The sequence below is a fragment of the Streptomyces chartreusis genome (genome assembly GCF_008704715.1).
Classification (GTDB): domain Bacteria; phylum Actinomycetota; class Actinomycetes; order Streptomycetales; family Streptomycetaceae; genus Streptomyces; species Streptomyces chartreusis.
Window position 1 is genome coordinate 6,827,624 of the sequence record NZ_CP023689.1, and the last position, 25,963, is coordinate 6,853,586.

Annotated in this window: 22 protein-coding genes; 7 read left to right on the forward strand and 15 right to left on the reverse strand. The window is 71.1% G+C overall.

Annotation, left to right across the window (positions count from 1 at the left end; genetic code table 11):
- Position 1: 1 nt before the first annotated feature.
- From mmsB to CP983_RS30030, 6 genes are all read right to left on the reverse strand, one after another.
- On the reverse strand, positions 2 to 1,246 hold the full coding sequence (mmsB, locus tag CP983_RS30005) for a multiple monosaccharide ABC transporter permease (protein ID WP_030950373.1): 1,245 nt from the start codon (positions 1,244 to 1,246) through the stop codon (positions 2 to 4).
- Entirely contained in the window at positions 1,243 to 2,793 is a 1,551-nt protein-coding gene (gene mmsA, locus CP983_RS30010) for a multiple monosaccharide ABC transporter ATP-binding protein (protein ID WP_150503005.1), read from the reverse strand. Before mmsA ends, mmsB begins: the two co-directional genes overlap by 4 nt.
- A gap of 32 nt (positions 2,794 to 2,825) precedes the next feature.
- On the reverse strand, positions 2,826 to 3,938 hold the full coding sequence (gene chvE, locus CP983_RS30015; protein WP_353957457.1) for a multiple monosaccharide ABC transporter substrate-binding protein: 1,113 nt from the start codon (positions 3,936 to 3,938) through the stop codon (positions 2,826 to 2,828).
- Positions 3,939 to 4,092: 154 nt separating this feature from the next.
- On the reverse strand, positions 4,093 to 5,055 hold the full coding sequence (locus CP983_RS30020) for a glycosyltransferase family protein (protein ID WP_150503007.1): 963 nt from the start codon (positions 5,053 to 5,055) through the stop codon (positions 4,093 to 4,095).
- Positions 5,056 to 5,165: 110 nt separating this feature from the next.
- Positions 5,166 to 6,170 carry a zinc-dependent alcohol dehydrogenase gene (locus CP983_RS30025; RefSeq protein WP_150503009.1) on the reverse strand — a complete coding sequence of 335 codons (1,005 nt, stop codon included), beginning with the start codon at positions 6,168 to 6,170 and terminating at the stop codon, positions 5,166 to 5,168.
- Entirely contained in the window at positions 6,167 to 7,330 is a 1,164-nt protein-coding gene (locus tag CP983_RS30030; RefSeq protein WP_107906764.1) for a mandelate racemase/muconate lactonizing enzyme family protein, read from the reverse strand. Before CP983_RS30030 ends, CP983_RS30025 begins: the two co-directional genes overlap by 4 nt.
- 313 nt (positions 7,331 to 7,643) lie before the next feature.
- Here CP983_RS30030 and CP983_RS44120 point away from each other — a divergent pair, with 313 nt between their 5' ends.
- The gene (locus CP983_RS44120) at positions 7,644 to 8,681 is read left to right on the forward strand and encodes an SCO2400 family protein (protein ID WP_425282258.1); all 1,038 of its coding nucleotides are present in this window, start codon (positions 7,644 to 7,646) and stop codon (positions 8,679 to 8,681) included.
- A gap of 52 nt (positions 8,682 to 8,733) precedes the next feature.
- On the opposite strand, the gene CP983_RS30045 is transcribed toward CP983_RS44120, so the two are convergent.
- Both CP983_RS30045 and CP983_RS30050 read right to left on the reverse strand, forming a co-directional pair.
- Positions 8,734 to 10,101 carry a diacylglycerol/lipid kinase family protein gene (locus CP983_RS30045; RefSeq protein ID WP_150506969.1) on the reverse strand — a complete coding sequence of 456 codons (1,368 nt, stop codon included), beginning with the start codon at positions 10,099 to 10,101 and terminating at the stop codon, positions 8,734 to 8,736.
- A gap of 218 nt (positions 10,102 to 10,319) precedes the next feature.
- Positions 10,320 to 10,778 (reverse strand): MarR family winged helix-turn-helix transcriptional regulator, encoded by a 459-nt coding sequence (locus CP983_RS30050; protein WP_150503013.1) that lies wholly within the window; start codon positions 10,776 to 10,778, stop codon positions 10,320 to 10,322.
- A 132-nt stretch (positions 10,779 to 10,910) separates the two neighbouring features.
- On the opposite strand from CP983_RS30050, the gene CP983_RS30055 reads away from it, so the two are divergent.
- Entirely contained in the window at positions 10,911 to 11,909 is a 999-nt protein-coding gene (locus CP983_RS30055) for an NADP-dependent oxidoreductase (RefSeq protein ID WP_107906766.1), read from the forward strand.
- 97 nt (positions 11,910 to 12,006) lie between these two features.
- Positions 12,007 to 12,426, forward strand: coding sequence for an organic hydroperoxide resistance protein (locus tag CP983_RS30060; protein WP_107906767.1), 420 nt, complete (start codon positions 12,007 to 12,009; stop codon positions 12,424 to 12,426).
- Positions 12,427 to 12,496: 70 nt separating this feature from the next.
- Here CP983_RS30060 and CP983_RS30065 read toward each other — a convergent pair whose 3' ends face one another.
- Positions 12,497 to 13,648, reverse strand: coding sequence for a serine hydrolase domain-containing protein (locus CP983_RS30065; RefSeq protein ID WP_150503015.1), 1,152 nt, complete (start codon positions 13,646 to 13,648; stop codon positions 12,497 to 12,499).
- Positions 13,649 to 13,657: 9 nt separating this feature from the next.
- On the reverse strand, positions 13,658 to 16,261 hold the full coding sequence (locus CP983_RS30070) for a M14 family zinc carboxypeptidase (protein ID WP_150503017.1): 2,604 nt from the start codon (positions 16,259 to 16,261) through the stop codon (positions 13,658 to 13,660).
- A gap of 165 nt (positions 16,262 to 16,426) precedes the next feature.
- On the opposite strand from CP983_RS30070, the gene CP983_RS30075 reads away from it, so the two are divergent.
- Both CP983_RS30075 and CP983_RS30080 read left to right on the forward strand, forming a co-directional pair.
- Positions 16,427 to 17,290 (forward strand): serine/threonine-protein kinase, encoded by an 864-nt coding sequence (locus CP983_RS30075; RefSeq protein ID WP_150503019.1) that lies wholly within the window; start codon positions 16,427 to 16,429, stop codon positions 17,288 to 17,290.
- 69 nt (positions 17,291 to 17,359) lie between these two features.
- Positions 17,360 to 18,154 carry an EI24 domain-containing protein gene (locus CP983_RS30080; protein ID WP_150503021.1) on the forward strand — a complete coding sequence of 265 codons (795 nt, stop codon included), beginning with the start codon at positions 17,360 to 17,362 and terminating at the stop codon, positions 18,152 to 18,154.
- On the opposite strand, the gene CP983_RS30085 is transcribed toward CP983_RS30080, so the two are convergent.
- Together CP983_RS30085 and CP983_RS30090 are read right to left on the reverse strand one after the other, a co-directional pair.
- Positions 18,144 to 19,406 (reverse strand): pyroglutamyl-peptidase I, encoded by a 1,263-nt coding sequence (locus CP983_RS30085; RefSeq protein WP_150503023.1) that lies wholly within the window; start codon positions 19,404 to 19,406, stop codon positions 18,144 to 18,146. The two genes, CP983_RS30080 and CP983_RS30085, sit on opposite strands and share 11 nt — an antisense overlap.
- Positions 19,407 to 19,489: 83 nt before the next feature.
- The gene (locus tag CP983_RS30090; RefSeq protein ID WP_167537780.1) at positions 19,490 to 20,434 is read right to left on the reverse strand and encodes a LysR family transcriptional regulator; all 945 of its coding nucleotides are present in this window, start codon (positions 20,432 to 20,434) and stop codon (positions 19,490 to 19,492) included.
- Between the two features lie 49 nt (positions 20,435 to 20,483).
- Here CP983_RS30090 and CP983_RS30095 point away from each other — a divergent pair, with 49 nt between their 5' ends.
- A complete protein-coding gene (locus tag CP983_RS30095; RefSeq protein ID WP_150503027.1) occupies positions 20,484 to 20,894 on the forward strand; it encodes a RidA family protein in 411 nt (136 codons plus the stop codon).
- On the opposite strand, the gene CP983_RS30100 is transcribed toward CP983_RS30095, so the two are convergent.
- Positions 20,857 to 21,447: a TetR/AcrR family transcriptional regulator gene (locus tag CP983_RS30100; protein WP_125523761.1), complete on the reverse strand. Its 591-nt coding sequence runs from the start codon at positions 21,445 to 21,447 to the stop codon at positions 20,857 to 20,859. The two genes, CP983_RS30095 and CP983_RS30100, sit on opposite strands and share 38 nt — an antisense overlap.
- A gap of 102 nt (positions 21,448 to 21,549) precedes the next feature.
- On the opposite strand from CP983_RS30100, the gene CP983_RS30105 reads away from it, so the two are divergent.
- Positions 21,550 to 23,985, forward strand: coding sequence for a glycoside hydrolase family 3 protein (locus CP983_RS30105; RefSeq protein WP_150503029.1), 2,436 nt, complete (start codon positions 21,550 to 21,552; stop codon positions 23,983 to 23,985).
- 80 nt (positions 23,986 to 24,065) lie between these two features.
- Here CP983_RS30105 and CP983_RS30110 read toward each other — a convergent pair whose 3' ends face one another.
- Entirely contained in the window at positions 24,066 to 25,043 is a 978-nt protein-coding gene (locus tag CP983_RS30110; protein WP_150503031.1) for an aldose epimerase family protein, read from the reverse strand.
- 10 nt (positions 25,044 to 25,053) lie between these two features.
- Positions 25,054 to 25,944, reverse strand: a complete 891-nt coding sequence (locus CP983_RS30115) for an SGNH/GDSL hydrolase family protein (RefSeq protein ID WP_150503033.1) — start codon at positions 25,942 to 25,944, stop codon at positions 25,054 to 25,056.
- Positions 25,945 to 25,963 lie beyond the last annotated feature (19 nt).

The window sequence follows — 25,963 nt, forward strand, 5'->3', positions numbered from 1 at the left end:
CTTACGAACCGACCTTGCGCTTGTTCCACACGTCGAATCCGACCGCCGCCAGCAGTACCAGGCCCTTGATGACCTGCTGCCAGTCGGTGCCGATGCCGACGAGGTTCATGCCGTTGTTCAGCACGCCCAGGACCAGGCCACCGATGATCGCGCCGAGGACCGTGCCGACGCCGCCGCTCATCGACGCACCGCCGATGAACGAGGCCGCGATGGCCTCCAGCTCGAAGTTGAGGCCGGCCTTGGGAGAGGCCGCGTTGAAGCGGGCGGCGAAGACCAGACCCGCCAGGGCCGCGAGCATGCCCATGTTCAGGAAGACCAGGAAGGTGACCTTCTTGTCCTTCACACCCGACAGCTTGGCCGCGGGCAGGTTGCCGCCGATCGCGTAGATGTGGCGGCCGATGATCGCGTTGCGCATGACGTAGCCGAAGCCGACGAGCAGCACACCCAGGATGAGCAGCACGATCGGGGCGCCCTTGTAGCTGGCGAGCAGCATCGTCAGCGTGAGGATGGCGGCGCCGAGCGCGACCAGCTTCAGCAGGAACAGCTTGAAGGGCGGGACGTCCAGGGAGAACTCCTGCTGCCTGCGGCGGTCCCGGAACTCCTGGAAGACCACGAACGCGATCATCGCGAAGCCGAGCAGCAGAGTGAGGTTGTGGTAGTTCGTGTTCGGTCCGACCTCGGGCAGGAAGCCGTTGGCGACCTTCTGCAGGCCCTCCGGGAACGGGCCGAGGGTCTGGCCCTCCAGGAAGATCTCGGTGAGACCGCGGAAGATCAGCATGCCCGCGAGGGTCACGATGAAGGATGGTATTCCGCCGTACGCGATGAAGAACCCTTGTGCCGCGCCGGCGAGCGCGCCCATGGCGAGGCAGAGGATGACCGCGACGGGCCATGGCAGGTCGTTCTTGACCATGAAAACGGCGGCCATCGAGCCGATGAACGCCGTCAGCGATCCCACCGACAGGTCGATGTGGCCCGCGATGATCACCAGCATCATGCCGATCGCGAGGATCAGGATGTAGCTGTTCTGGAGCACCAGGTTGGAGACGTTGCGCGGCAGCAGCAGGTCGCCGTCGGTCCACACCGCGAACAGCACCACGATCAGGCCGAGCGCGATCAGCATGCCGTACTGCCGCATGTTGCGGCGCAGGCCCTCCAGCACCAGTTGGAGCAGGCCGTCGCCCGCGGCCCCTCCGCTCTTGCCCGGCGGCGCGGGGGCCGGGGTCTTGGCGGTCACATCCGTGCTCATCGGGTTACCTCTTTGTCCTTAGTCATCTGACGCATCAGCGATTCCTGCGAGGCCTCGGCCCGCGAGAACTCGCCGGTCAGCCGCCCCGCGGCCATCGTGTAGATGCGGTCACACATGCCGAGCAGCTCCGGCAGCTCGGAGGAGATGAAGACGACCGCCTTGCCCTGGGCGGCCAGCTGGTCGATGACCGTGTAGATCTCGTACTTGGCACCGACGTCGATACCGCGCGTCGGCTCGTCCAGGATCAGCACATCGGGACCGGCGAAGATCCACTTGCTGAGGACGACCTTCTGCTGGTTGCCGCCGGACAGCTTGCCCACCGGCTCGAAGACCGTCGGCGCCTTGATGTTCATGGACTTGCGGAAGCCCTCGGCGACCTGCCGCTCCCCGTGCTCGTCGACCACGCCCCGCTTGGCGACCTTGCCCAGCGCGCTGAGCGAGATGTTGCGGTTGATGGTGTCGATGAGGTTCAGGCCGTAGTGCTTGCGGTCCTCGGTGACATAGGCGATGCCGTTCTTCACCGCCTCGGGGACGGACTTCGTACGGATCTCCTTGCCGTCCTTGAGGACCGTGCCGCCGTGGTAGCGGCCGTAGGTCCGCCCGAACACGCTCATCGCGAGCTCGGTGCGGCCGGCGCCCATCAGGCCCGCGATACCGACGATCTCCCCGCGCCGCACCTCGATCGACACGTCGTCGACGACCTTGCGCTGCTGGTCGATCGGGTGGTGCACGGTCCAGTTGCGGATCTCAAGGGCGGGGGCCGCGCCCTCCTCCGGCTCGTGCGGGGTGCGGTCGGGGAAGCGGTGCTCCAGGTCCCGGCCGACCATGCCGCTGATGATCCGGTCCTCGCTGGTCTCCGGTGCCTTCACATCGAGGGTCTCGATGGTCTGGCCGTCGCGCAGGATCGTCACCGAGTCGGCGACCTTGCGGATCTCGTTGAGCTTGTGGGAGATGATGATCGAGGTGATGCCCTGCTTCTTCAACTCCAGGATCAGGTCCAGGAGTTTGCCGCTGTCCTCGTCGTTCAGAGCCGCGGTCGGCTCGTCGAGGATGAGCAGCTTCACCTTCTTCGACAGCGCCTTCGCGATCTCCACGAGCTGCTGCTTGCCCACGCCGATGTCGGCGACCCGGGTGTCGGGGTGGTCGGAGAGGCCGACCCGGCGCAGCAGTTCGGTGGCGTGCTTGAGGGTCTCGGTCCAGCTGATGATCCCGCGCGTGGCGTGCTCGTTGCCGAGGAAGATGTTCTCCGCGATGGAGAGGTAGGGGATCAGGGCCAGTTCCTGGTGGATGATCACGATGCCGTGATGCTCACTGGCCCTGATGTCCTTGAACTCGCAGACCTCCCCCTCGAAGAGGATGTCGCCCTCGTAGGTGCCGTGCGGGTGGACGCCGGAGAGGACCTTCATGAGGGTCGACTTGCCGGCGCCGTTCTCCCCGCAGATGGCGTGGACCTCGCCCTGCCGGACGGTCAGCGTGACGTCCGACAGCGCCTTGACGCCGGGAAAGGTCTTGACGATCGAGCGCATTTCCAGGACGGGTCCCGCCATGGTCGTGCCTTCCAATCAGTAGGAGCTGGCGGTTACTTGAGGTCGCTTTCCTTGATGTAGCCGGAGTCGACGACCTCCTTCTGGTAGTTGGTCTTGTCGACCGCGACCGGCTCCAGCAGGTACGCCGGGACGACCTTCGAGCCGTTGTCATACGTCTTGGTGTCGTTGACCTCGGGCTTCTTGTCGTTGAGCAGGGAATCGACCATGCCCGAGGCGACCTTGGCGAGCTCGCGGGTGTCCTTGTAGACGGTCATCGACTGCTCGTCGGCGATGATCGACTTCACCGACGCGACCTCGGCGTCCTGACCGGTGACGACCGGCAGCGGCTTGCTCTTGGAGCCGTAGTCGTCCGACTTCAGGGCCGACAGGATGCCGATGGAGATGCCGTCGTAGGGCGAGAGGACCGCGTCCACGCGCTCGCTCTTGTAGGCCGAGGTCAGGATGTCGTCCATGCGCTTCTGGGCGGTGCCGCCGTCCCAGCGCAGGGTGGTGACCTGGGTCAGCTTGGTCTGGCCGGAGCGGACGACGAGCTGCTTCTTGTCGATGTAGGGCTGCAGCACCTTCATCGCCCCGCCGAAGAAGTAGCGGGTGTTGTTGTCGTCGTTCGAGCCGGCGAACAGCTCGATGTTGAAGGGGCCCTTCTTCGAGCCGTCCTTCAGTCCGAGCTTCTCGACCATGTAGTTGGCCTGGAGCTCGCCGACCTTCTCGTTGTCGAACGACGCGTAGTAGTCGACGTTCTCGGTGCCGAGGATGAGGCGGTCGTAGGAGATCACCGGGATGTCGGCGTCCTTGGCCTGCTGGAGCACGTTGTTCATCGACTTGTTGTCGATGGCCGCGACGATCAGCGCCTTGACGCCCTGCGTGATCAGGTTCTCGATCTGTGAGACCTGCTGGTCCGGGTCGTCCTCGCCGTAGACCAACTTGGTCTTGTAGCCCTTGGACTCCAGGTCCGCGACGACGTTCTTGCCGTCGGCTATCCAGCGCTCGGAGGACTTGGTCGGCATCGCGATGCCGATGGTCGCGCCCTTGGTGTCCCCGCCTTCCTCCTTGCTGCCGCCCTCGCCGCTCTGGCCACAGGCGGTCAGGGTCAGCGCGAGGGACGCGGCGGAGGCGATGGCGGCGAGTGCGGCTCTGCGTGTACGCATGATCATCATCCTTGATGTGGGTGAGCAGGGCTCGGTCTGGGCGATTGCGAGGACGCGTGTCGAGGGCTGTTCGGCCAGCGGTGAGAGTAGACCGAGGGTGTGTGGGATTGTGTTCGACTGCGTCTTCTTCTGTGAAGGGGGTTTGTCCGGAACGTTATGCGGGAGTTTCGAATCGCTTCAGAGTTCCGGGCAGCCGTGAACCGAGAGGCGCCATGTCGCCGTCAGCTCCGTGCCGTGCCAGCAGGTCCAGGGCCAGCCGGCCGCGCCGTACGCGTTCCCGGGCGGTGGCCAGCGTCAGGTCCCGCATGTGGTGTCCGTAGGGGTAGATGCCGGGGGCCTTGGAGAGCCCGAACTTCAGATAGAGCGGTGCGCCGCGCCGGATCAGCTCGGCGACCTCGTACATCCGGACATAGCCGCCGAGATCGTCGGGGGCCTCGATGTACATGTCCATGGGGGCGGCGGAGACCCGCCGGATCTCGGTGAGGTGATCGAGCGTGAGATCGCTGGGCACGTTGATCGAGTCGGCGCCGAGGTTCTCGTAGACCGCGTAGGCGGCCGGGTTGACCGGGCCTATCAGCGCGCTCACCTTGAGGGTGGTGTCGGCCGGGATGATCCCGGCGGCCCGCGCCCGGTGCAGCGTCCACAGCACGCCCTCGTCGGCGACGAGCAGGCACTTCACGCCCAGCTCCGTGGCCCGTACGGCGTCCTCGACGCAGCCGGCGACGGCGTCGTGGCCCCGGGCGCGCAGTCCGGCCCCCCGCGAGTCGGTGCGCGTGGAGCCGCCGATGTCCCAGGTGCCGCGCGGGCCGGTGAACAGGCAGAGCTCGATGTCGCGTTCGTTCGTCGCGTCGACCATCTCGGCGATCTCGGCGTCGGTCAGCATCCATACGCCGCTGCCCTGGCTGATCCGGTGGATCGGCACGTCCAGCAGCGAGGCTTCCTTGAGGACGACGGCGAGCGCTTCGGGACCCTCGCACGAGGGGATCTCGGTGCGCCAGCGGCCGCCGCCCGGGAAGGTGTGGGGCGAGGCGTCGGCGGGGGAGAGGTCGGGCGCGCCCAGGCCGAGTGCGGAGAGCGCCTGCTCACCGGGTCGACGGGCTGCGGAAGCGTCGGTCACAAGCTGTCCTTCTGGTTCGAAATATCGGACGAGGTTCGCGGCTCAAGGCGTGCGGGTCTTGGTGTACGCCGGTACGGGGACCGTCAGGTTGCCCCCGTACCGGCGTACGGCTAGGGACGGAGGAGGACCTTGCCCACCTTTGGATCGCCGGATCCGACGAGCTCGATCGCCTCCGGGAACTCCTGGAGAGGCAGCTCGTGCGTGACGAGCGGCAGCGGATCGAGCAGCCCGGCCGCGAACACGCGCACCGTGTGTGCCCAGGCGTCCGGCGGTGCCCCGAACACGGTGTGCACCTCCAGCTGCCGTACGACGAGATCGGTCGGGTCGAGTCCCTGCGCGCCCGGCGCCGGGATCCCGGTGAGGACCAGCCGCCCGCCGCGCCGCAGCAGGGCGGCGGAGACCCGCGCCGCGTCCGCGGACCCGGCGGTCTCGATGACGACGTCGAAGTCGTCCGGGAGCTCCTGGTCCTTGGTGCGGAAGTCGGTCGCGCCGTACTGCCGCGACAGCGCCTCCCGGTCGCGCCGCGTGCCCACCACGAGCAGCTCGCCCGGCGAACCCGCCTTGAGGAACTGGACGGCGAACATCCCGAGCGTCCCGGTGCCCACCACGGCCACCCGCTCACCCGGCAGCGCGTGCGCCTTGATCGCCGCGGCGGCGATGCAGGCGGCCGGCTCCAGCAGGGCCGCGGCGGTCAGGTCGCAGTCGTCCGGCAGGACGTGCAGCAGCCGGGCGGGGAGCGTCAGCGTGCCCGCCATGGCGCCGGGCTGGGTGAACCCGGTCTCCTCGTAGCCCGCACCGCACAGCGTCGTCTCACCGGCGTGACAGCGGTCGCAGACCTGGCAGTTGCGGAACCCCTCGCCGACGACCTTGCGGCCGACGAGACCCGACGGCACCCCGGCCCCGACCGCCTGCACGGTCCCGGACCACTCGTGCCCCGGCGTGAGCGGGTAACGGACGTACCCCTCGGGCCTGTTGCCCTGGTACACCTCCCGGTCGCTGCCGCAGATCCCGACCGCGTGGACCCGCACCAGCGCCTCGCCGGCCTCCGGCGCACGCGGCGTGTGCTCGGTGAGCCGGTGCTCGCCGGGCGCGTCGACGACGACGGCGGTGCTCACTGCGAGCCCTTGGGCTTGCGCTGCTCCCAGCCCTCGGCCCACAGGTCGAAGCGGGCCTGCTGCTGCGGGAACTCGGCGGCGGCGTCGGCGTCGAACTCCACCCCGAGGCCGGGGGCGTCGGAGAGGTGGAAGCAGCCGTCCTCCGGGTTCACCTGCGGCGCGCCCTTGACGACCTTCTTGATCTCCGCGTCGGCGAAGTCGTTGAAGTGCTCCAGGATCTTGAAGTTCGGGGAGGTGAAGCCGACCTGGAGGGAGGCGGCGGTCAGGACCGAGCCGCCGACGTTGTGCGGGGCGACCAGCACGTAGTGGGTCTCGGCGGTCGCGGCCAGTTTGCGGGTCTCCCAGATGCCGCCGATGTGGCCGACGTCGGGCTGGATGATGTCGACGGCCTGGCTCTCGAAGAGCTCGCGGAACTCGATGCGGTCGTGGATCCGCTCGCCGGTGGCGACCGGGATGTCGACCTTGGCGGCGACCTTCTCCAGCGCCTTCAGGTTCTCCGGCGGGCAGGGCTCCTCCAGCCACGCCGGCTTGAAGGGCGCCAGCTCCTTGGCGAGCCGTACGGCGGTGGCGGGGGAGAAGCGGCCGTGCATCTCCAGCATCAGCTCGGCGTCGGGGCCGATGGCGTCCCGCACGGCCTCGATGAGCGAGACGGCGTACAGGGACTGCTCGTGGTCGAGCTCGAAGTGCCCGGTGCCGAAGGGGTCGATCTTGAGCGCCTTGTACCCGCGCTCCATGACGCCCTGGGCGGCCTTGTGGTACGCCTCCGGGGTCCGCTCCGTGGTGTACCAGCCGTTGGCGTACGCCTTGACCTTGTCGGTGACCTTGCCGCCCAGGAGCTGCCAGACCGGTACCCCGAGGGCCTTGCCCTTGATGTCCCAGCAGGCCATCTCGATCACGGCGATACCGGACATCACGATCTCGCCGGCCCGGCCGTAGTCGCCGTACTTCATGCGGCGGACGAGGTCCTCGACAGCGAACGGGTCCGAACCGAGAATGTGGTTGGCCTCGGCCTCCCGCAGGTAGCCGATCAGCGCGTCGGTGTGGCCCAGCATCCGGGTCTCGCCGACTCCGGTGACCCCCTCGTCGGTGTGCACCTGGACGTAGGTCAGGTTGCGCCACGGCGTCCCGACCACGTGTGTGCTGATTCCGGTGATGCGCACGGCAGTTGCCCCTTGCTGCGTCGTCGGCTCATTTGGCGTCGCATTCGAGTGTGTTCGAGATTTCGTCACACGTTCGAAATGCTGACGTGACAGTAGGGAGAGGGCGGTCGGAGTGTCAATGGGTCGAACACATAACGGTTTCGACACCGCTTTCGATACGGATTTCGGGCAGTCCGTCGCGCAGCGTGGAGGGCGTCTCTGGCGTGTCCGCGCATATCCGTCAACTCGCCATGCACGAACGGCTTGTTTCATACAGAACTTTCACAGCTGTGACTATGAACCGTGCGTCTGCGGAACCTAGTCTTCCCGCGTCATGGACTACTGCCACCCGTGCCGACGGCACCTGAATGGCGCCCTCGCCTGCCCGGGGTGCGGCGCCACGGTCGAACAACCCCGGGTGTACGCGGGTGCTCCGGACCAGGCGTACCCGCAGATGGCCGAACGACCCGCGGGTGCCGCGGGCCAGGGCGCGTACGACGGGTACGCGGGCGCGGGGCAGTACGGCGGCGGGTACGGCACGGACCAGTACGGCGGACAGCCCTACGACGCCGGGTACGGCGAGCGTCACCACGAACCCGGCGTTCAGCAGGCCGAGTCGGCCGCGGACACCGAGGACGCCCAGGAGGCCGAGCCGGTCGCCGCGGACGCGCCGGTCGGCGGGCGTGCCGCACGACGGGCGGCGCAGCGGCGCGGCCGTGGACGCAGGCGCGGTCACGAAGAGCCCGACGAGTACACCGAGAGCGACGAGTACGCGGAGAACGACGAAGCCGCCGGGTACGACGAGTCCGCCGAGTACGACGACGAGGACGACGCGGACCTGGACGAGGAGTCCGGGGCGGGCGGCGGGAGCCGTCGCGATCGCAAGGCCGCCGCGCACCGGCGCCGCCGTCGCCGGGTCCTGCTGATCACGGCCGGGTTCGTGCTCGCGGCCGGCGGCCTCAGCCTCGCGGAACTCGGCATGGACGCCCCCGGCAGGAGCGCCAAGCCGGCCGCCGCCGGGGACGAGTCGGCGGAGGGCGCCGCGGAGTCGGAGGTGTCGCCCTCGCCGGACGCGACGGACGGTAGCGGCGGAGCGGGCGCGGACAAGGCGTCGGACGACCCCTCGGCCTCCCCTTCGGTCTCCAAGTCCCCCAAGGACAAGGACAAGAAGGACGAGGACGACAAGACCCCGTCGAAGGACCCCCAGTCCTCTTCGACGGGCGGCGGCTCCGGGCCGTCCACCCAGGACCCGGCTCCCGCCCCCACCTCGGCGGAGGACCCGGCGCCGACGACCGAGCCGCCCGCCTCGGACCCGACCCCGGACCCGTCGCCGTCGGAGACGTGCAACCGGTTCCTGTGGTGGTGCACCTGAGCGGTCGGCGTTCGCCTCGGTGAACGTCACGCGGTGGTGCCCCCAGTTGATGTCACCCGCTGGTACCCCCGTTCCGGTGTGCGAACGCCAGGCGGCGCAGGGCCCGCCAGTCGACCGGCGGCTTCGCGTCGGGCACGCCCGGCCGGTCGCGCGGTACGCGCACACGCAGCGCGCCCGGCACGACGCGGCACACGACGGGAGCGGGCAGCAGCAGGGCCTCGCCGTCGACGCCCACCGGGACGTCGGGCGCGTCGGAGCGGACCACCACCTCCTCCGCGGCCAGTGAGATCAGTCCGCGTGCCTGCTGGCCGCGCAGCAGCCCGGCCGCCTGCGCGGCGTTGTCGACGCTGACCCCGAGGACGCCGAGGGCGCCGGAGTCCAGCCGGGGCCGCCGGCCCAGACCGGCCGCGTCCCCGAGGCCGTAGGGGTTGTTGCTGATCAGCACACCCTGGGGAGCGTCGATGGCCACCTGCCCCGCCCGCACGGTCAGCCGCGGACCGGTGTGATGGGTCAGCAGGTCCGGGAGCTCCCGCAGGATGGTGCGCACCTTGTCGTCGCGGTACGCGGGGCTCTGCACCACCGTCGCGTACGCCCCGAAGGACGCGGTGTTCACGAACACGCGCTCACCGATCCGGCCGAGGTCGACGCGGAGTTCGACGCCGTCGGTCAGCGCGTCGAGGCACTTCGAGGGGTCGTCCCGGTCCAGGCCGAGGTCCATGGCGAAGTGGTTGCGGGTGCCGGCGGAGATCACCATGAACGGCAGGCCGTGCCCGGCGGCCACCCCCGCCACCAGCGCCTGGGTGCCGTCGCCGCCCGCGACCCCCAGCAGATCGGCTCCCTCGGCGACGGCCCGGCGGGCGAGTGCCTCGACGTCCTGGGGATGCGCCGGGTCCAGCACGACGACCTCGGCGCCCCGGGCCCGCGCCTTGGCGACGAGGTCGAACCTGCCGACCTTTCCGCCGCCGGAGCGGGGGTTCATGATGAGGAACGGTGCCTTGGGCGGGGGCGTCGAACGGGTCCGTTCCTTCGCGTGCCCGGCGTCCGCCGCGAGGGCGGACCGCCCGATCAACGCCGCGACGGCCCACAGCGCGAGGGCCGACAGCACGGCCCACAGCAGCCCCACCGCCGAGTACGCCAGCAGCACCGCACCCGGCGTCAGCAACGCGAGCACGGCGGCCAGCGCCCGCACCAGCCCGCGCCGCGAGAGCGTCCACCACAGCGCGGCAGCGGTGACGGCGAGCCCCGCCAGCCCGACCGCCAACAGGCCGAGACTGTCGATCCCGGCCGCGGTCAGCACCAGCACGAGCGCCCCGGCGGCGACGAGCAACGCCAGACGCGCCGCCCACCGCGGCCCCGCGCCGGCATGTCTGCGCTCACCAAACACAGACACATCCCACCGCGCACACCCCGGCCCCCGCATCACCTGCACGGGGTGATCCGCCGGGGGATGTGCCACGACAGGTCGTCTCGCGTCTGCGGGCGCGTCGTGGCCGGTCGCGCAGTTCCCCGCGCCCCTGGGGACACTGCAGAACCGCCGCGCAAAGCCCGGCCGTCCTCGTCAGCCGCGGTGCGGCAACGCCGCAAGGGGCGCGGGGAACTGCGCGACCAGCCACCGCGGACCGGCAGACAACCGACTACCTAGCGCGGCACATCCTCCTGCCGCACCCCCAGCATGCGGCGCAACAGATCCCGCAGCGCCAACCGCTCCTCCTCCGCCAGCCCCGCAAGCGGCTCCCGAGCGAACCGCAGCGACTCACGCAGCCCCCGGGCCACCGTCCGCCCCTCTTCCGTCACCGCCGCCAGCTTCACCCGCCGGTCCGCCGGATCCGGCCGCCGTTCCACCAGCCCCCGCGCCTCCAGCCGGTCCACGATCCCGGTCACGTTCGACGGCTCGCAACGCAACCGCTGCGCCAGCTTCCGCATCGGCAACGGCTCCAGCGACAGCAGGCTCAGCAGCCGCGCCTGCGCCCCGGTCAGCGCGTGCTCGGCGGCGGCCTCCTCGTACTCCTCGTGGTACCGGGCCACGACCGAACCGATGAGGTCGACGACTTCAAGGGTCAGTTCATCCGGACGGCGGGTCTTGTGTGGAGTGGCCATGCTCTCAGGGTAACCCTGTTACTTGACATCCTGAAATATTCAGGAGCATGGTTGTTTCAGATACTGAAGTAAATTTCGCAGCAGAAGACACCAGAACCAGCAGAAGCAGTGGACCAGGAAAGGCACACCCCCATGACCAACCGCGAATGGCACCTCATCTCCCGCCCCGTCGGCTGGCCCAAGCCCGAGGACTTCGCCCTGGTCGAGACCGAGATCCGCACGCCCCGCGAGGGCCAGGTGCTGGTGAAGAACAAGTACCTCTCCGTCGACCCGTACATGCGCGGCCGCATGTCGGACGCCAAGTCCTACGCCGCGCCGTTCGAGCTCGGCAAGGTCATGCAGGGCGGTGCCGTCGGCGAGGTCGTCGCCTCCAACGCCGAGGGCATCGCGGTCGGCGACCACGTCCTGCACTTCTTCGGCTGGCGCGAGTACGCCGTCATGGACGCGACGGCCGCGGTCAAGGTCGACCCCGAGGCCGCGCCCCTGTCCACGTACCTCGGTGTCCTCGGCATGACCGGGCTGACCGCGTACGCGGGCCTGCTGCGGGTCGGTGCCTTCAAGGAGGGCGACGCGGTCTTCGTGTCCGGCGCCGCGGGTGCCGTCGGCAGCCAGGTCGGCCAGATCGCCAAGCTCAAGGGCGCCTCGCGGGTCATCGGCTCCGCCGGCTCCGACGAGAAGGTCAAGCTGCTCGTCGAGGAGTACGGCTTCGACGCCGCCTTCAACTACAAGAACGGACCGGTCCGGGAGCAGCTCGCGGAGGCCGCGCCGGACGGGATCGACGTCTACTTCGACAACGTCGGCGGCGAGCACCTGGAGGCCGCGATCGGCGCGCTCAACCTCAGGGGCCGGGCCGTGATCTGCGGCATGATCTCGCAGTACAACGCGACCGAGCCGACCCCCGGCCCGCGCAACATGGTCAAGATCCTCCAGAACCGGCTGCGCGTCGAGGGCGTTCTGGTCGGCGACCACTACGACCTCCAGCAGCAGTTCGTCCAGGAGGTCGGTCCCTGGGTCGCCTCCGGGCAGCTCAAGTACCGCGAGACGGTCGTCGAGGGCATCGAGAACAACCTGGAGGCGTTCCTCGGGGTTCTGCGTGGCGACAACACCGGAAAGATGATCGTCAAGCTCTGACGCCTTCTGTGGATTTCCGGTATGCGGTAACTTCTTTCCGAAACCGTCGTCGATCGTGGGCGCGAGTCGCGGCGGACCGAGAAGGAGAAGACACCGCATGACCATCCAGCAGTCCGACGTCCTGTACACGGCCGTCGCCACCGCCGAGAACGGTCGCGACGGCCGGGTCGCCACCGACGACGGCAAGCTCGACGTCGTGGTGAACCCGCCGAAGGAGATGGGCGGCAGCGGCACCGGCACCAACCCGGAGCAGCTGTTCGCCGCCGGCTACAGCGCCTGCTTCCAGGGCGCCCTCGGCGTCGTCGCGCGCCAGGAGAAGGCCGACATCTCCGGCTCGACCGTCACCGCGAAGGTCGGCATAGGCAAGAACGACGACGGCTTCGGGATCATCGTCGAGATCTCGGCGGCCATCCCGAACGTCGACGCCGCGACGGCCCGGGACCTGCTTGAGAAGGCCCACCAGGTCTGCCCGTACTCGAAGGCGACGCGCGGCAACATCAGCGTGACGCTGCTCTGAGGCCGCACGCCGCACAAGCGGAGGCCGCACCCCTGGACGTGGGGTGCGGCCTCTGTGCTGCCGTCCGACGTCAGCTCGCCAGTGCTGCCCTGTGCGCCGCGTGCACCAGCCGGTCGTTCTCCGGTGCCGCGCCGCCCGGGTAGGCGAACCGGCGGCGGGTGTAGCCGTAGGCGAGCCCGCTGCGGGGGTCGGCGAAGGCCTGGGAGCCGCCCGCGCCGCTGTGACCGAAGGAGCCCGCGCCCAGGAACGGGTAGACGTAGTCGGAGACCGCCTGGAAGCCGAGGCCGAAGGACTTGTGGACCCGGGCCACCAGGTCGTACCCGGTGGAGTGGATCTGGCCCACCTCGGCGATCGTGTCCGGCTTCAGCAGCGGCGGGCGCTCGTCGATCTCGCTGATCGCTGCCGCGTACATCCCGGCGAGCCCGCGCGCGGACGCCACACCCCCCGCCGAGGCCGGCCCGCTCGCCCGCACGGCACGGGAGTTGGGGTAGTCCACCAGCTCGCCGGCCCCCGGCACATGCGTGTTGAACGCGATCGAGGCCAGGGTGTGCGGCCCCGTCGGCGTCGCGTCCAGCACCGCCTGCTGCTCCGGCGTCGGCGCCATCGGCTGCACCGATCGGTAGCGCGGCTCCAGCTCCTCGGGGAGTCCGAGGTGGAAGTCCAGGCCGTACGGCGCCCGGATCCGCTCCTCGTACACCTCCTGGAGGGTGCGGCCGGTGGCTCGGCGCACGACCTCGCCGACGAGCGCGCCGATGACGAACGCGTGGTAGCCGAAGGCCGCGCCCGGCCGCCAGAACGGCCGCTGGTCGGCGAGCCGCTCGGCGATCACGCGGTCGTCGGCCAGCTCCGCCCCGGTGAACCCGGCGTCCAGTCCGACCACCCCGGCCCGGTGCGAGAGCAGTTCGCGCAGGGTCAGCCCGCCCTTGCCCTCGGCCCCGAACTCCGGCCAGTAGTACGTCACCTTCCGGTCCGGCTCCAGCGTGCCCTCCTGGATGAGCAGCGCGACCACGAGGTACGCGGCACCCTTGGTGGAGGAGAACACGCCGTGCAGGGAGTCGGCCTCGCAGCCGTCACCCGCCCACAGGTCGACGACCTTCCGGCCGTGCACATAGGCGCACAACTGCCCTTCGTAGTCGGGGAGTTCACCCGCGACGAATGCGGCGAACTCCTCGCGCACCGGCTCGAAGCCGTCCGCGACGGTGCCGTGGATTCCCTGCGTCATCCGCTCTCCTCATCTGGTGCCGGTGGCGTCCGCCATGCTGAACAACGCCCTTCCGACCTGGGCGAATTCTCCCTTGGGATGATCCCGGAACATCGGCTCGGTGCCGAACAGGACCGCCTGCGGCCCGCTGACCACCGCGGCCCGCCCCGCCGCGTCCGCGGGCCCGCCGGTGCCGTCCTGCGACGGCCGCCAGTGCCCGGAGACGAGCGGATCGCCGGTGGCGTACGACTGCTCCACCCGGACGCCCGGGCCGAGGTCGGTGAACCACACGGGCGCGTAGACGAAGCCGTGCGAGGGGGCGCCGTTCATCAGGGCGCTGCCCGAGTTCGCCACGCGCACCACACCGTTGGCGTCCCCGTTGCCCTCGACCGGCTTCACGGCGAGCAGCCCGGCCGCCGCGTTGAGCTCGGCGCCCGTGGCACCCCGCCCGACCAGGCCGTGCCCGTCCAGGAACGCGTCGAGGGCGCTGCGGGCGCCGTCGTTCAGATCGCCGTGGTCCAGCCCCGCCGACACGAACAGCACGTCCACCGACGACCAGTCGAACCCGGCGTTCAGCACGCCCGGCGAGACCGGAGTGACCTCGAAGTTCATCTCCCGCAGCGCCAGGAGCTCACCCGGCGTGACGGCGGCCGCGACGCGTGTGCGGTGCAGCGGGGCCGTGCCCTTGACCTTCGTCGCGTCGAAGGCGACGTCGTACGTCCGTGCCGCCGCCTCGGCCCTCGCGCGGGCGGACGCCGGGACGATCGCACTGCCGTCGGCCGCCCGGCGGGCCGGAACACCCTGCTGGAGCAGCGAGTTCAGGGCCGCGACCTCGCGCGGGTCGTCCAGCCGCAGCCGCAGGTCGCCGCGCGGGGCGACGTACCCGACCCGGGCGGCGGCCGACACCGGCCGCAGCGGGGCGCCGGCCAGGCTGCCGCGGGTCACGGGCTCGACCGTCGCGCCCCACAGCCGGCCCAGACTCCAGCCCGAGATGTCGTACATCACCGACACCTTGTCGCTGATGTCCCGCCCGTCCGCGAGCAGCGCGTTCGCCAGGCCGCGCTTGGACTGGCGCAGGTCGACGACGTACGAGCCCTTCGCGTACGTCCGTGAGCCGAGCCGGAAGTCGTGCAGTGCCCGGGTGACGCGGACGTCGTTGGCGAGGAGATGGTCCACCAGGCGGGCGGCGGCCGTCGCCGAGCGCTGGGCGGCCCGGCCGGCCGGGATGACGTAGGCGCGCGGGAACGTCGTTGTGTAGACGTCCTCGGGGCCGATGCCGGGGACGCCCGGGACCGTCTCCTCGGACACCGGGACCTGGGCGGCGCCCGTGGCCCCGCGCCGGAAGACCTCGATCTGGTCGGCGACGAGCGAGGCGCGCCGGGTCCGCACGAAGTCGAGGGTGGCGCGCAGGGCGGCCCCGGCGACGTCGACGTTGACGGCGGAGCGGCGGCGCAGCTCGGTGACGGGGAGATTGGCGTAGTCGGCGTTGTTCACCCGCATCGGGATCTCCACCGTGTGCGCGGCGACCGTGCCGTGGTAGGCCGCGTACTGCGGGGTGAAGATCGGCGGCCAGTCGTCCCAGCCCTCCTGCTGGTCCCGGAACGGGATCTGCGCGGGCTGCACACCGTCCTTCTCGGCCGTGTAGCCGAGGCCGTTGACGGCGGCCTCCATGCCGAGGGCGTTGGCGTAGGTGTTCTTCAGGAACAGGTCGTACTCGTAGTTCTCGCCGTGCGGGGGAGTGGTCGGCTCGATGAGGGTGCCGTTGACGTAGCCGTGCAGGTCGAGCATGACGGCCGGCTGCTTGTCGATCATGATGCGCCGCATCGCCCGCACCTCGGGCTGCGAGGCGGTGACGAAGTCCCGGTTCAGGTCGAAGCCGCCCGCGTTCGCGCGGGTCCCGGCGATCCGGCCGTCGGGGTTGGCCGTGATGTTGAAGTAGAGCCGGCTGTGCGCGAGGAGGTCGCGCGTGGTGCTGTCGTCGGCGGTGGCGAGCCGCTCGATGAGCTTCAGGGAGGCGTCGGTGCCCTCCCACTCGTTGCCGTGGATGTTGTTGTTGAGGAAGACCGGCGCCTTGTAGTCCCGCTTGATCCCGGGTGACTTGGCCGCGAGCGCGGGCGCGTTCTCGATGAGCTCGCGCATGCCGGCCTGGGCGCGGGCCTGACGGGCGCTCTCCGGGGCGGTGACGGTGACGAGGTACAGCCGGTGCCCGCCGGCCGACCGCCCCGCGACCTCCACGCTCACCCGGTCGCCCAGGGCCTGGAGGGCGTTCAGCTTCGGCGCGATGGCGTGGTACGGGGCGAGACCGAGCTTGATGGACCTGTCGGCCGGGTTCTCGGGGTCGGGGGCGAGGACCTGGCGACGGGGGTAGCCCCGGCTGTCGTCGCCGAGCACGGCGGCGGAGGCGGACTCCGCGGCGGCCTCGGTGGTGGACTCGGATTTCGCCGCGGCCAGGGCCCGCCGGGCCGCGCTCAGGGGCGTCTGTGCGGCGGGCCCCTCCGGCGCGGTCTCGCGGTGGACCGGCGGCCGGGGCTCGGCGACGGCGGTCTGCGGGGTGAGCAGCAGTGAGCCGGCCGTGGCCAGGACCAGGGCGGTGATCGGAACGGGTCTCGCAGGAACGGTTCTCGTGATGCGCACGCGTACCTCCTCCGGGAACTTCCTGTGATCGGTACGGCGAGGTGTACCTGTTCGACTCAACCGCAACAAGAGGGAGTTGGTGTCACCGATGCCCCGGACGGCCCATGCCGGGGCACCCGGACCGGGCATGCTGAGGGCTCCGGGTGTGCAACGCGAGGAGGCATCATGGCAACGATCCCCACGCTCCCCAGCAGGGACGACGTACTCCGTATGGCGCGCAGCACGACCGACATCACCGGCCAGCTGCTGGACACGGCCGGGAACCTCACCCGGATCGCCCTCAACACCTTCGATCCCAGGGACGGGTCGGGCGCCGAGGTCCTGCGGGTACTGCGGCAGACCACCGCCGAACTGGCCGAGGCCAGCGCCTCCCCGCAGGCCCAGGAGGCCTTCTACCGCATCGTCGAGACCCTCACCCGTCTCGGCACCAGCGGGGCGCCCCTCGCCGTCCACCCGGTGAGCGAACCGGCGCAGGCCCTGCTCGCGGCCCTCGGCGACAGCCTGCTGCCGGTGCTGGACGCGGTGGAACCGGCGATCGAGGAGTTCGCGGCGGCGCTCGGCGAACTCGTCGAGGCGACCTCGCCCCTGCTGCCGGCGACGGCGGGTGTCGCCGCGGGTGCCCTGCTCGCCGTGACCCCGCTGCTGCGCGCCGCCGCGGAGGTCCTGCGCGAGTCGTCCCCCGAACTGCGCCGCATCGCGGACGCGTCGACGGCCGCGCTGGCCCCGCTGATGCCGCTCCAGGTCGCCCTCGCCGAGCGGACGGCCGCCGCCGGCGCGAACGTCGTCCGCGCCGCTCTCCCGCCGCTCGCCGACCTCACGGAGGCAGCGGCGGCCACGGCCAAGGCCGCCCGTCCCGCCCTGATCGCCGGCGAGGAACTCCTCGTGGCCGGACTGGAACGCCTCCAGCCGGTCCTGCTCGCCGGGGCCTCGCGCACCGGACGCGTGGCACGCGGGGTCGCGGTACGGGTGTCGGCGGCGGTCAGTCCGGCGGCCGAACCGGGGGTCGTGGTGGCCGTCAGCCCCGTGTAGAGGTCATGGTGACCCGGCCTCGAAACGGCTGTGACTCCGGTGTGACACGCCCCGACTAGAGTTCTTGCCATGCGCGATCTTGGTGCCGGATTCAGGTATTTCCTCAAGGGCCAGCGATGGGTGGCCCGGCACGGCAAGCAGTACGGCTTCGGGCTGATCCCGGGCCTGATCACCCTGGTGCTCTACGCGGGCGCGCTCGTCGCGCTCGCGCTGTGGGGCGAGGACTTCGTGTCCTGGTCGACGCCGTTCGCCGACGACTGGTCGAGCCCCTGGCAGGGCCTGTTCCGCGGCTTCCTCACCGCCGTGCTGTTCATCCTGGGCCTGCTCCTGTCGGTCGTCACCTTCACCGCCGTGACGCTCCTGATCGGCCAGCCCTTCTACGAGAACCTCTCCGAGAAGGTCGACCGGGACGTCTCCCCGGACGGCAGCGCGCCCGAGTCCGGCCTGCCGCTCTGGCGCGAACTGTGGATCTCGGGCCGCGACAGCCTGCGGATCGTGCTGCGCGCCGCCCTGTGGGGCGTGCTGCTCTTCGCCCTTGGCTTCACCCCGGTCGTCGGCCAGACGGTCGTACCGGTGCTCGGCGTCGTGGTCACGGGCTTCTTCCTCACCGAGGAACTCACCGCCGTCGCTCTCCAGCGCCGCCGCGTCGAACTCCGCGACCGCCTCACCCTCCTGCGCTCCCGCAAGACCCTGATCTGGAGCTTCGGCACGCCCCTCGCCGCCGCCTTCCTGGTCCCGTTCGTCGCGGTGTTCCTGATGCCGGGCGCGGTGGCGGGGGCGACGCTGATGGCGCGGGAGCTGCTGGGTGAGGAGACCCAGGAGGACGGGGCGCCCGCGCCCGACCAGGAGAGCGTCAGCCGGTGACCGGGCTGCCGGCCGCCACCTTCAGGATCGTCCGGACCTGGGCGATGATGTCCAGCCGGTTCGTCACGAACTCCGGGTCGGTCACCGAGCCCGTCGCCGGGTCGGTGTTGCCCGCCCCGAACTGCAGCACCGGCGTGTGCACATGCCCGCCCGGCAGCGTGTCGTGCAGGCCGAGCCGGTCCCGCAGCAGCGTCGCCCGGTAGGCGATCTCGTTGGACAGGTAGTCCCCGCCGCCCCCGGCCCGCGCGCTCGAGCCGGGCGTCGGCCCGTCCGGCCGGACCACGGCCTGCGTCCCGCCCGCCGGGATCTCGGTCACGCTCGTGTTGTCGTACACCGGGAACCGGCCCGTGCTCGCGGCGACGATCTTCGCGTACGGCAGGGTCGTCGTCGTCCACTGCGGCTGCGAGGCCGGGTCGGTGACCGGCACGGTCTCGGTGCGGGAGACGTTGTCGTTGTCCGGGAAGCCGCCCCGCCAGGCCCCGTTGGTCCGCTCGACGTCGAACCGCCCGACCCGGCCCTGGCTCACGGTCGTGAACAGGTCGACCTGCTTCAGGTACGGCCGCAGCGTCCGCTCCACCGTGCCCTCGGCGAAGTCCTGCCAGCGCACCGGGAACACGGCGGTCTCCACGCGCGCCGGCCCGTCCGCCGTCTCGATCACCGTGCCGTCGAGGGCGAGCGCGGTGGCCCCGGACGGATTGGAGATACGGATGTCACGGTCGAGCGTGAACGGGTCGAAGCCGGTGACCAGGATCCGCCCGATCCCCTTGCCCTGCGGCAGCCGGATGTCGGTCTGACCACGTGAGGTCCGCTCCAGCGCGTCCAGCAGCGCGCCCCGCTGCCCGTCGCTCAGCCCGAAGCCCGGCTCCCAGGTCCGCACCTCGCGCGTCATCGACAACCGCGCCCAGTACAATGGCCGGTCGTCGTCCCGGCTGAGGTCACCCCCGGCCGGCCCCCGCCCCTGCGCCCGGTCGACGGCCCTGCGCCACAGCGCCGACCCCGTCCGCTCGACGACATGGCGGGCCTGCGCGTACGAGTGCGCCGCCGCGAGGTCGCGGGCGAACCGCGCGGCCGGGGCGTCGAATCCGGAGCGGCGCAGTATCTCCTGGGGCACAGCCCTGTCGAGGCGTTGCTCCTCGACGGTCGGCGGCGCCGCTTGGGTTCCGGCGGCGGCAGCGGTGCCCGCCGTCGGGGCCGAGAGTCCGGCCAGCAGGGCCAGTCCGAGGACGCCGATCCGAACACGTATGGAATTCAAAGGACTTCCGGTCCTTCCGTCACGGTGGGGGCGCATCAAGTGCGTCGTGCGGGACGCCGGAAGTATCGCGTGACGGGAGTGGTCTACGCCATGGCACCGGACATCTTCACCGCCGCTTCCCCCAGCACTTTCAGGAACTCGCGCACGGCCGGCGGCAGTGACCGCCCCCGTGCCGTCGCCGCGTACACCGCCCGCGCCGGGCCGCCCTCGTCCAGCACCGGCACCAGCCGGACGTCGGGGCGCACGGACGCGGCGGCCAGCGCCGGGACCAGGGCCACGCCGAGGCCGGCGGCGACGTACCCCTGCTTGGCGGTCCACTCGCCGACGACATGCGCGACACGCGGCCGGAAGCCCTGCCGCAGTGCCGCGTCGAGGAGGGTGCCCTCCGGGTGGGAACTGCCGGAGATCCAGTCGGCGTCGGCGAACCGGCCCAGCCGTACGGGGCCTTCGTGGCCGGCCAGGGGATGGCAGGCGGGTACGGCGACGTACAGGGACTCGTCGAGGAGGTGGTGGAGCGCGTACGCCTCCAGCGGGGCGCGGCCCGTGGTGGAGACGACGGCGAGGTCGAGATGGCCGGCGCTCAGGCGGTCGAGGAGCACCGGGGTGAAGCCCTCCTCGCGTGTCACGTGGACGCGGGGGTGCCGGGCGCGGAAGCCGGCCAGGGCCCGCGGCACCAGTCCCGCGTCGGCCGTGGCGAAGGCGCCGAACCGCAGCCGCCCGCCGGCCACCTCCCGCAGCGCGGCCAGCTCCCGCACGGCGCCGTGCAGCGACTCCCCGACGGTCTCCGCGTACGGCACGAGAACCCGCCCGGCCTCGGTGAGCCGCACCCCGCGCGGCAGCCGGTCGAACAGCGGCGCGCCGCCCAACGCCCCCTCCAGCGTGGAGATCTGACGGGATACCGCCGACTGCGTCCACCCGAGGGTGCGTGCGGCGCCGGTGAAGGAGCCCTGCCGGGCGACTTCGAGGAACGCCCGCAGCCACACGGTGGAGACCTCGGGAATGCCATGCTGATCCGTCATGGCAGCCATGCTGGACATTCGCTTGTCGCATCGCAAGGGCGAACCTAGCGTCGAGGGCATGCAGATCACCATCGGCAACCCGGCCTCCGCGCCCCAGCCGCTCAGCCCGTACTACTCCCAGGTCGCCCGCGTCGAACACGCAGACGGCAGCGCCCTGTTGTTCCTCTCCGGGCAGATCGCCGGGGGCGAGACGGTCGCCGAGCAGACCCGGGGCATCTTCGAGACGATCGCGGCGCTGCTCGCGGCGCACGGAGCGACCCTCGCGGACGTCGTCAACATCCGCACCTGCCTCACCGACATCGGCACCCTGGAGGAGTACGGCACCGTGCGGCGGCAGTTCCTCACCGGCACCCCGCCCACCAGCATGACCTTCGAGGTGCCGAGGCTGTTCCGGCCGGAGGCCCGCGTGGAGGTCGAGGTCGTCGCCGCGGTCAGTCCGTCTCTTCCCGCCTCTCGCCCAGCAGGCTGAGGAAGTCCCGGAACGCGCCCGGCATGTCCACCGACTCGGGGTCCAGGAGCCACTGGTACTGGAGGCCGTCCATCACGGCGACCAGCAGTGGAGCCGTGCGCTCCGGGGTCAGTCCGTTCGGCAGCCGGTCGCCGTACTCGGCGCGCAGCATCTCCGCCATGTTCGCGCGGACCTGGACATAGCGCTCCGTGAAGTACTCGCGCGCCGGGTGACCCTCCGTCACGCTCTCGCCGAGCAGGGCGGAGAAGGTCTGGATGATGCCGGGCCGCATCGCGTTGTACTCGACCAGCGAGGCCAGCAGGTCCATGCGCCAGCGGGTGTTGGGCACCGCGTCCCACTGGTCCCGCTCCTGGAGCACGGCGACGAGCAGCGCGTCCTTGGTCGGGAAGTAGTGCAGCAGCCCCTGCTGGGTGAGCCCGACCCGCTCCGCGACCGCGCCCAGGCTCGCGCCCCGGTAACCGCGCTCGGCGATCACTTCCAGTGCCGCCCGCACGATCTCGGCGCGGCGCTCCTCGCTCCTGACCCTCGCGTTCATGGCGTCACCGTACGGCATCGACGTACCCCAAATGTAACAGCAGAATAACGAAACCTACCAGTCTACAGGTGACCGATGCAGGATGGAGGCACACCAGGCACTCAACGAGGAGGCACCGCCATGGCGGCAAGGCGCACCCAGGCCGATGAAGCGCGCGAGGCGGTCGTCGAGACGGCCCTCGCCCGGCTCGACCTCGACGCGAAGGCGCGGCTGCTCTCCGGCCAGGACATGTGGACCCTGCCCGCGCTCCCCGGGATCGGCCTGAAGTCCCTCGTCATGTCCGACGGCCCGATCGGCGTCCGCGGCGTGCGCTGGACCTCCGACGACCCGTCCGTCGCGCTGCCCTCGCCCACCGCCCTCGCCGCGACCTGGGACCCGGCACTCGCCCGCCGCGCCGGCACCCTCCTCGCCCAGGAGGCCCGCCGCAAGGGCGTCCACGTGCTCCTCGCCCCCACCGTCAACCTCCACCGGTCCCCGCTGGGCGGGCGCCACTTCGAGGCGTACAGCGAGGACCCGTATCTGACGGGGACGATCGGCGCGGCCTATGTGAGCGGCGTCCAGGCAGGCGGCGTCGGCACCACCGTGAAGCACTTCGTCGCCAACGACGCCGAGACCGACCGCTTCACCGTCGACAACACCGTGAGCGAACGCGCCCTGCGCGAGCTGTACCTGGCGCCCTTCGAGATCATCGTCGAGAACGCCCACCCCTGGGGCATCATGACCGCCTACAACACGGTCAACGGCACGACGATGACCGAGCACCACCACCTCGTGAACGAGGTCCTGCGCGGCGAATGGGGCTTCGACGGCTTCAACGTCTCCGACTGGATGGCCGCCCGGTCCACCGCCGGCGCGATCGAGGGCGGCCTCGACGTCGCCATGCCGGGGCCCCGGACGGTGTACGGCGAGCCCCTCGCCCGGGCCGTGCGGAACGGCGAGGTCGCCGAGGACAAGGTCGACGACGCCGTGCGCAACGTCCTGCGCCTCGCTGCCCGCGTCGGCATCCTCGACGGCGCCGAGCCCGCGGTCACCGACCTCCCCGAGACCGTCGACGGCCGTGACCTGGCCCGCGAGATCGCCCGCCGCTCCTTCGTCCTGGTCCGCAACGACGGCGCCCTCCCGCTGCGCCCGAACGGCACGGTCGCCCTCATCGGCGCCGCCGCCCGCGACGCCCGTGTCCTCGGCGGCGGCTCCGCCACGGTCTTCCCCGCCGGCGTCGTCTCCCCGCTCGCCGGCCTCACCGCCGCGCTCCCCGAGGGCACCCTCACCTACGCCGTCGGAGCCGACCCGAACACCGAACTCGCCGTCGCCGACAAGGGCTTCGAGCTACGGGCGGTGTGCCGGGACGCGGCCGGCGACGTCATCGGCACGGGCTCCGCGCCAAGCGGCCACATCCAGTGGATGGGCTCCGACCTCCCCGAGGGCGTCACCCACGAGGCGCTGCACTCCGTCGAGCTGACCGGCACCTTCACCCCGCGCGACACCGGCGCGCACACCTTCGGCATCAAGGGCATCGGCGGCTTCCGGCTCGTCATCGACGGCACCACCTACTACGACGACGTCCAGCGCCCCGCCAAGGACGACCCCTTCATCACCTTCTTCGGCGCCCCCGTCCCGCGCGCCCAGCCCGAACTCACCGCCGGCACACCGGTGGAGGTCTCCCTCACCCACCTCGTGGAGTTCCCCGAGGACGTCCCGATGAAGGTCGTCGGCTTCACCCTCGCCCACCAGGAGCCGCAGCGCGCCCCCGACGAGCTGATCGCCGAGGCCGTCGAGGCGGCCCGGACCGCCGACACGGCCGTCGTCGTGGTCGCCACCACCGACCGCGTCGAGTCCGAGGGCTTCGACCGCACGGACCTCCGCCTCCCCGGCCGCCAGGACGAGCTGGTGCGCGCCGTCGCCGCCGCCAACCCGAACACCGTCGTGGTCGTCAACTCCGGCTCCCCGGTGGAACTGCCGTGGCGCGCGGACGTCGCCGCGGTGCTGCTGAGCTGGTTCCCCGGCCAGGAGGGCGGCGCCGCCCTGGCCGACGTCCTCACGGGCACCCACGAGCCGGGCGGCCGGCTGCCCACCACCTGGGGCTCCCTGGCCGACGCCCCGGTCACCGAGGTCGTCCCCACCTCCGGCGCGCTGTCGTACACCGAGGGCGTCTTCATCGGCTACCGCGCCTGGGAGAAGCACGGCAGGGCCCCGTCGTACCCCTTCGGGCACGGCCTCGGCTACACCGACTGGACCTACGAGTCCGCCGAGGTCAAGGGCAGCACCGTCACCGTCCGCGTCCGCAACTCCGGCGAGCGCGCCGGGCGCGAGGTCGTGCAGGTCTACCTGGCGCCGAGCGAGCCGGACGCCGAGCGGCCGGCGCGGTGGCTCGCCGGGTTCGCCGCCGTGGAGGCGGGACCGGGGGAGCGGGGCGAGGCCGTGGTCGAACTGCCCCGCCGGGCGTTCGAGGTCTGGGACGAGAAGACCAATGCGTGGACCTTTGTGAAGGGTTCGTACGAGATCCAGGTGGGGCGCTCGATCGCGGACCGTCGGGTCACGGCGACGATTAACGTCTGACGCGGGAGAAGTACCCAGGAACAGCCCCGGTCCAGGACCCTGACAACACCTGGACCGGGGCTCGTGGGTTCGCCGCCTGCTCAGCGCGCCGAGAAGCCGTACACCGTCTCCGAGCGGAACACCTCGCCCGGCCGCAGCACCGTGCTCGGGAACTCCGGCCGGTTCGGGGAGTCCGGGAAGTGCTGGGTCTCCAGCGCGATGCCGTCGCCCGGAGCGAACGGCTCGGGCAGATGGTCGCCGGTGTAGAGCTGGAGGCCGGGCTCGGTCGTCGCCACCGTCAGCACCCGCCCGCTCGACGGGTCGTACAGCTCGGCGACCTCCTGCGCGGTCGCCGTCACACCCTTGTCGAGCACGAAGTTGTGGTCGTACCCGGCACCGACCTTGCGCGCCTGACGGAAGTCGAAGCGGGTCTCCGTCACGTCGTCCAGGGCGCCCGTCGGAATGAGGTCCCCGTCGACCGGCGTGAACCGGGAGGCCGCCAGCCGCAGTTCGTGCCCGCCCGCGCTGCCGGAACCGGCCCCGGCGAGGTTGAAGTAGCTGTGATTGGTCAGGTTCACCACGGTCGGCGCGTCCGTCACCGCCTCGTACGCGATCCGCAGCGCCCCGTCGGCGTCCAGCGTGTAGGTCACCGTGACCTCCAGCCGGCCCGGGAAGCCCTCCTCGCCGTACGGGCTGACCCGCTCCAGCCGCAGCCCGTGCTCGACGGGCGTCACGTCCCACACCCGCTTGTCGAAGCCCCGCTCGCCGCCGTGCAGGGAGTTGGGCGGCGTGTTGGGCTCCAGCGCGTACGTAAGGTCGTCCAGCGGGAAGCGGCCGCCGGCGATCCGGTTGGCGTACCGCCCGATGAGGGCGCCGAGATAGGGCCCCGGGTGGGTCAGGTAGTCGTCGAGGCCGGCGAACCCCAGCACCACGTCCGCCCGGTGCCCGTCCCGGTCCGGCACCTCGAGCGACTGCACGATCCCGCCGTACGACAGCACTCGTACCCGCACGCCGGCGCGCTCCAGGGTCCATCGGTGGACCTCGGTGCCGTCGGAAAGTGTGCCGAAGTGTTCGCTCATGAGCGGAACACTAGTTCGTGACTGTCCGGTAGGCGATCTCGGCCAGCTGTGCCTGGCCGTCGACACTCGGATGGAACCAGTCCCACTGGCTCAGCTGCTCGGTGCCGAACCGGAAGTCGTACACCGCGCCGTCGTCGAAACGGCACCGGCGGTCCTTCCTGCAGACCTCCTTCAGCACCTTGTTGTACGCCTCGACACGCCCCTGCACCGTCTCGCGCCGCTGGTTGGACTGCGTGGTGAGGGAGTCGGGGTCGCTCAGCATCGACGGGCAGATGCCGAGCTTCCACACCTGCTTGCCCAGCGGGTTGGTACGGCCCTGCTCCCACAGCCGCATCAGATTCGGCACGCTCGCCACGAACACCTGTGTCTTCGGCAGCGACTCGCGCAGCGTGCTCATCGCGTCCTCGAACTGCGCCCGGAAGTCGGCCACCGGGGTCATCGCGTCGGTCGACGCACGGCAGGCGTCGTTCGCCCCCGCCATCACCGCCACCAACTCGGGCCTGCGTGTCGCCGCCTGGGCCATCTGCCCGGGCACGTCCGCCATCCGGGCCCCGGTCACCGCGTAGTTCCAGCTCTGCCGGGCCGCCTTCGTCTTCCCCAGCAGCCGTACGGCCAGGCTGTCGACCTGCGGGCTGCTGCCGGTCGCCCAGGACACCTCGGGGCAGTCCGACAGGACCGAGCAGGCGTCGAAACCACGGGTGATGGAGTCGCCGACGGCGGCGACGGAGGCGGGGCTGCGGTCCCAGGTGGGCGTCGGCTTCGGCGACGGGCGGGCGCTGCGCGCGTCGGTGCCGGAGGGGGCCGGCGAGTCGCCGCCGACGGCGTCACAGCCGGCGGCACCAAGGACCGCCGCGGTCACGGCGGCCAGGACGGTGCGCGAAAGGTGCCGTCGCTTCGGCATGCCCTGGTCCATCCCCTCG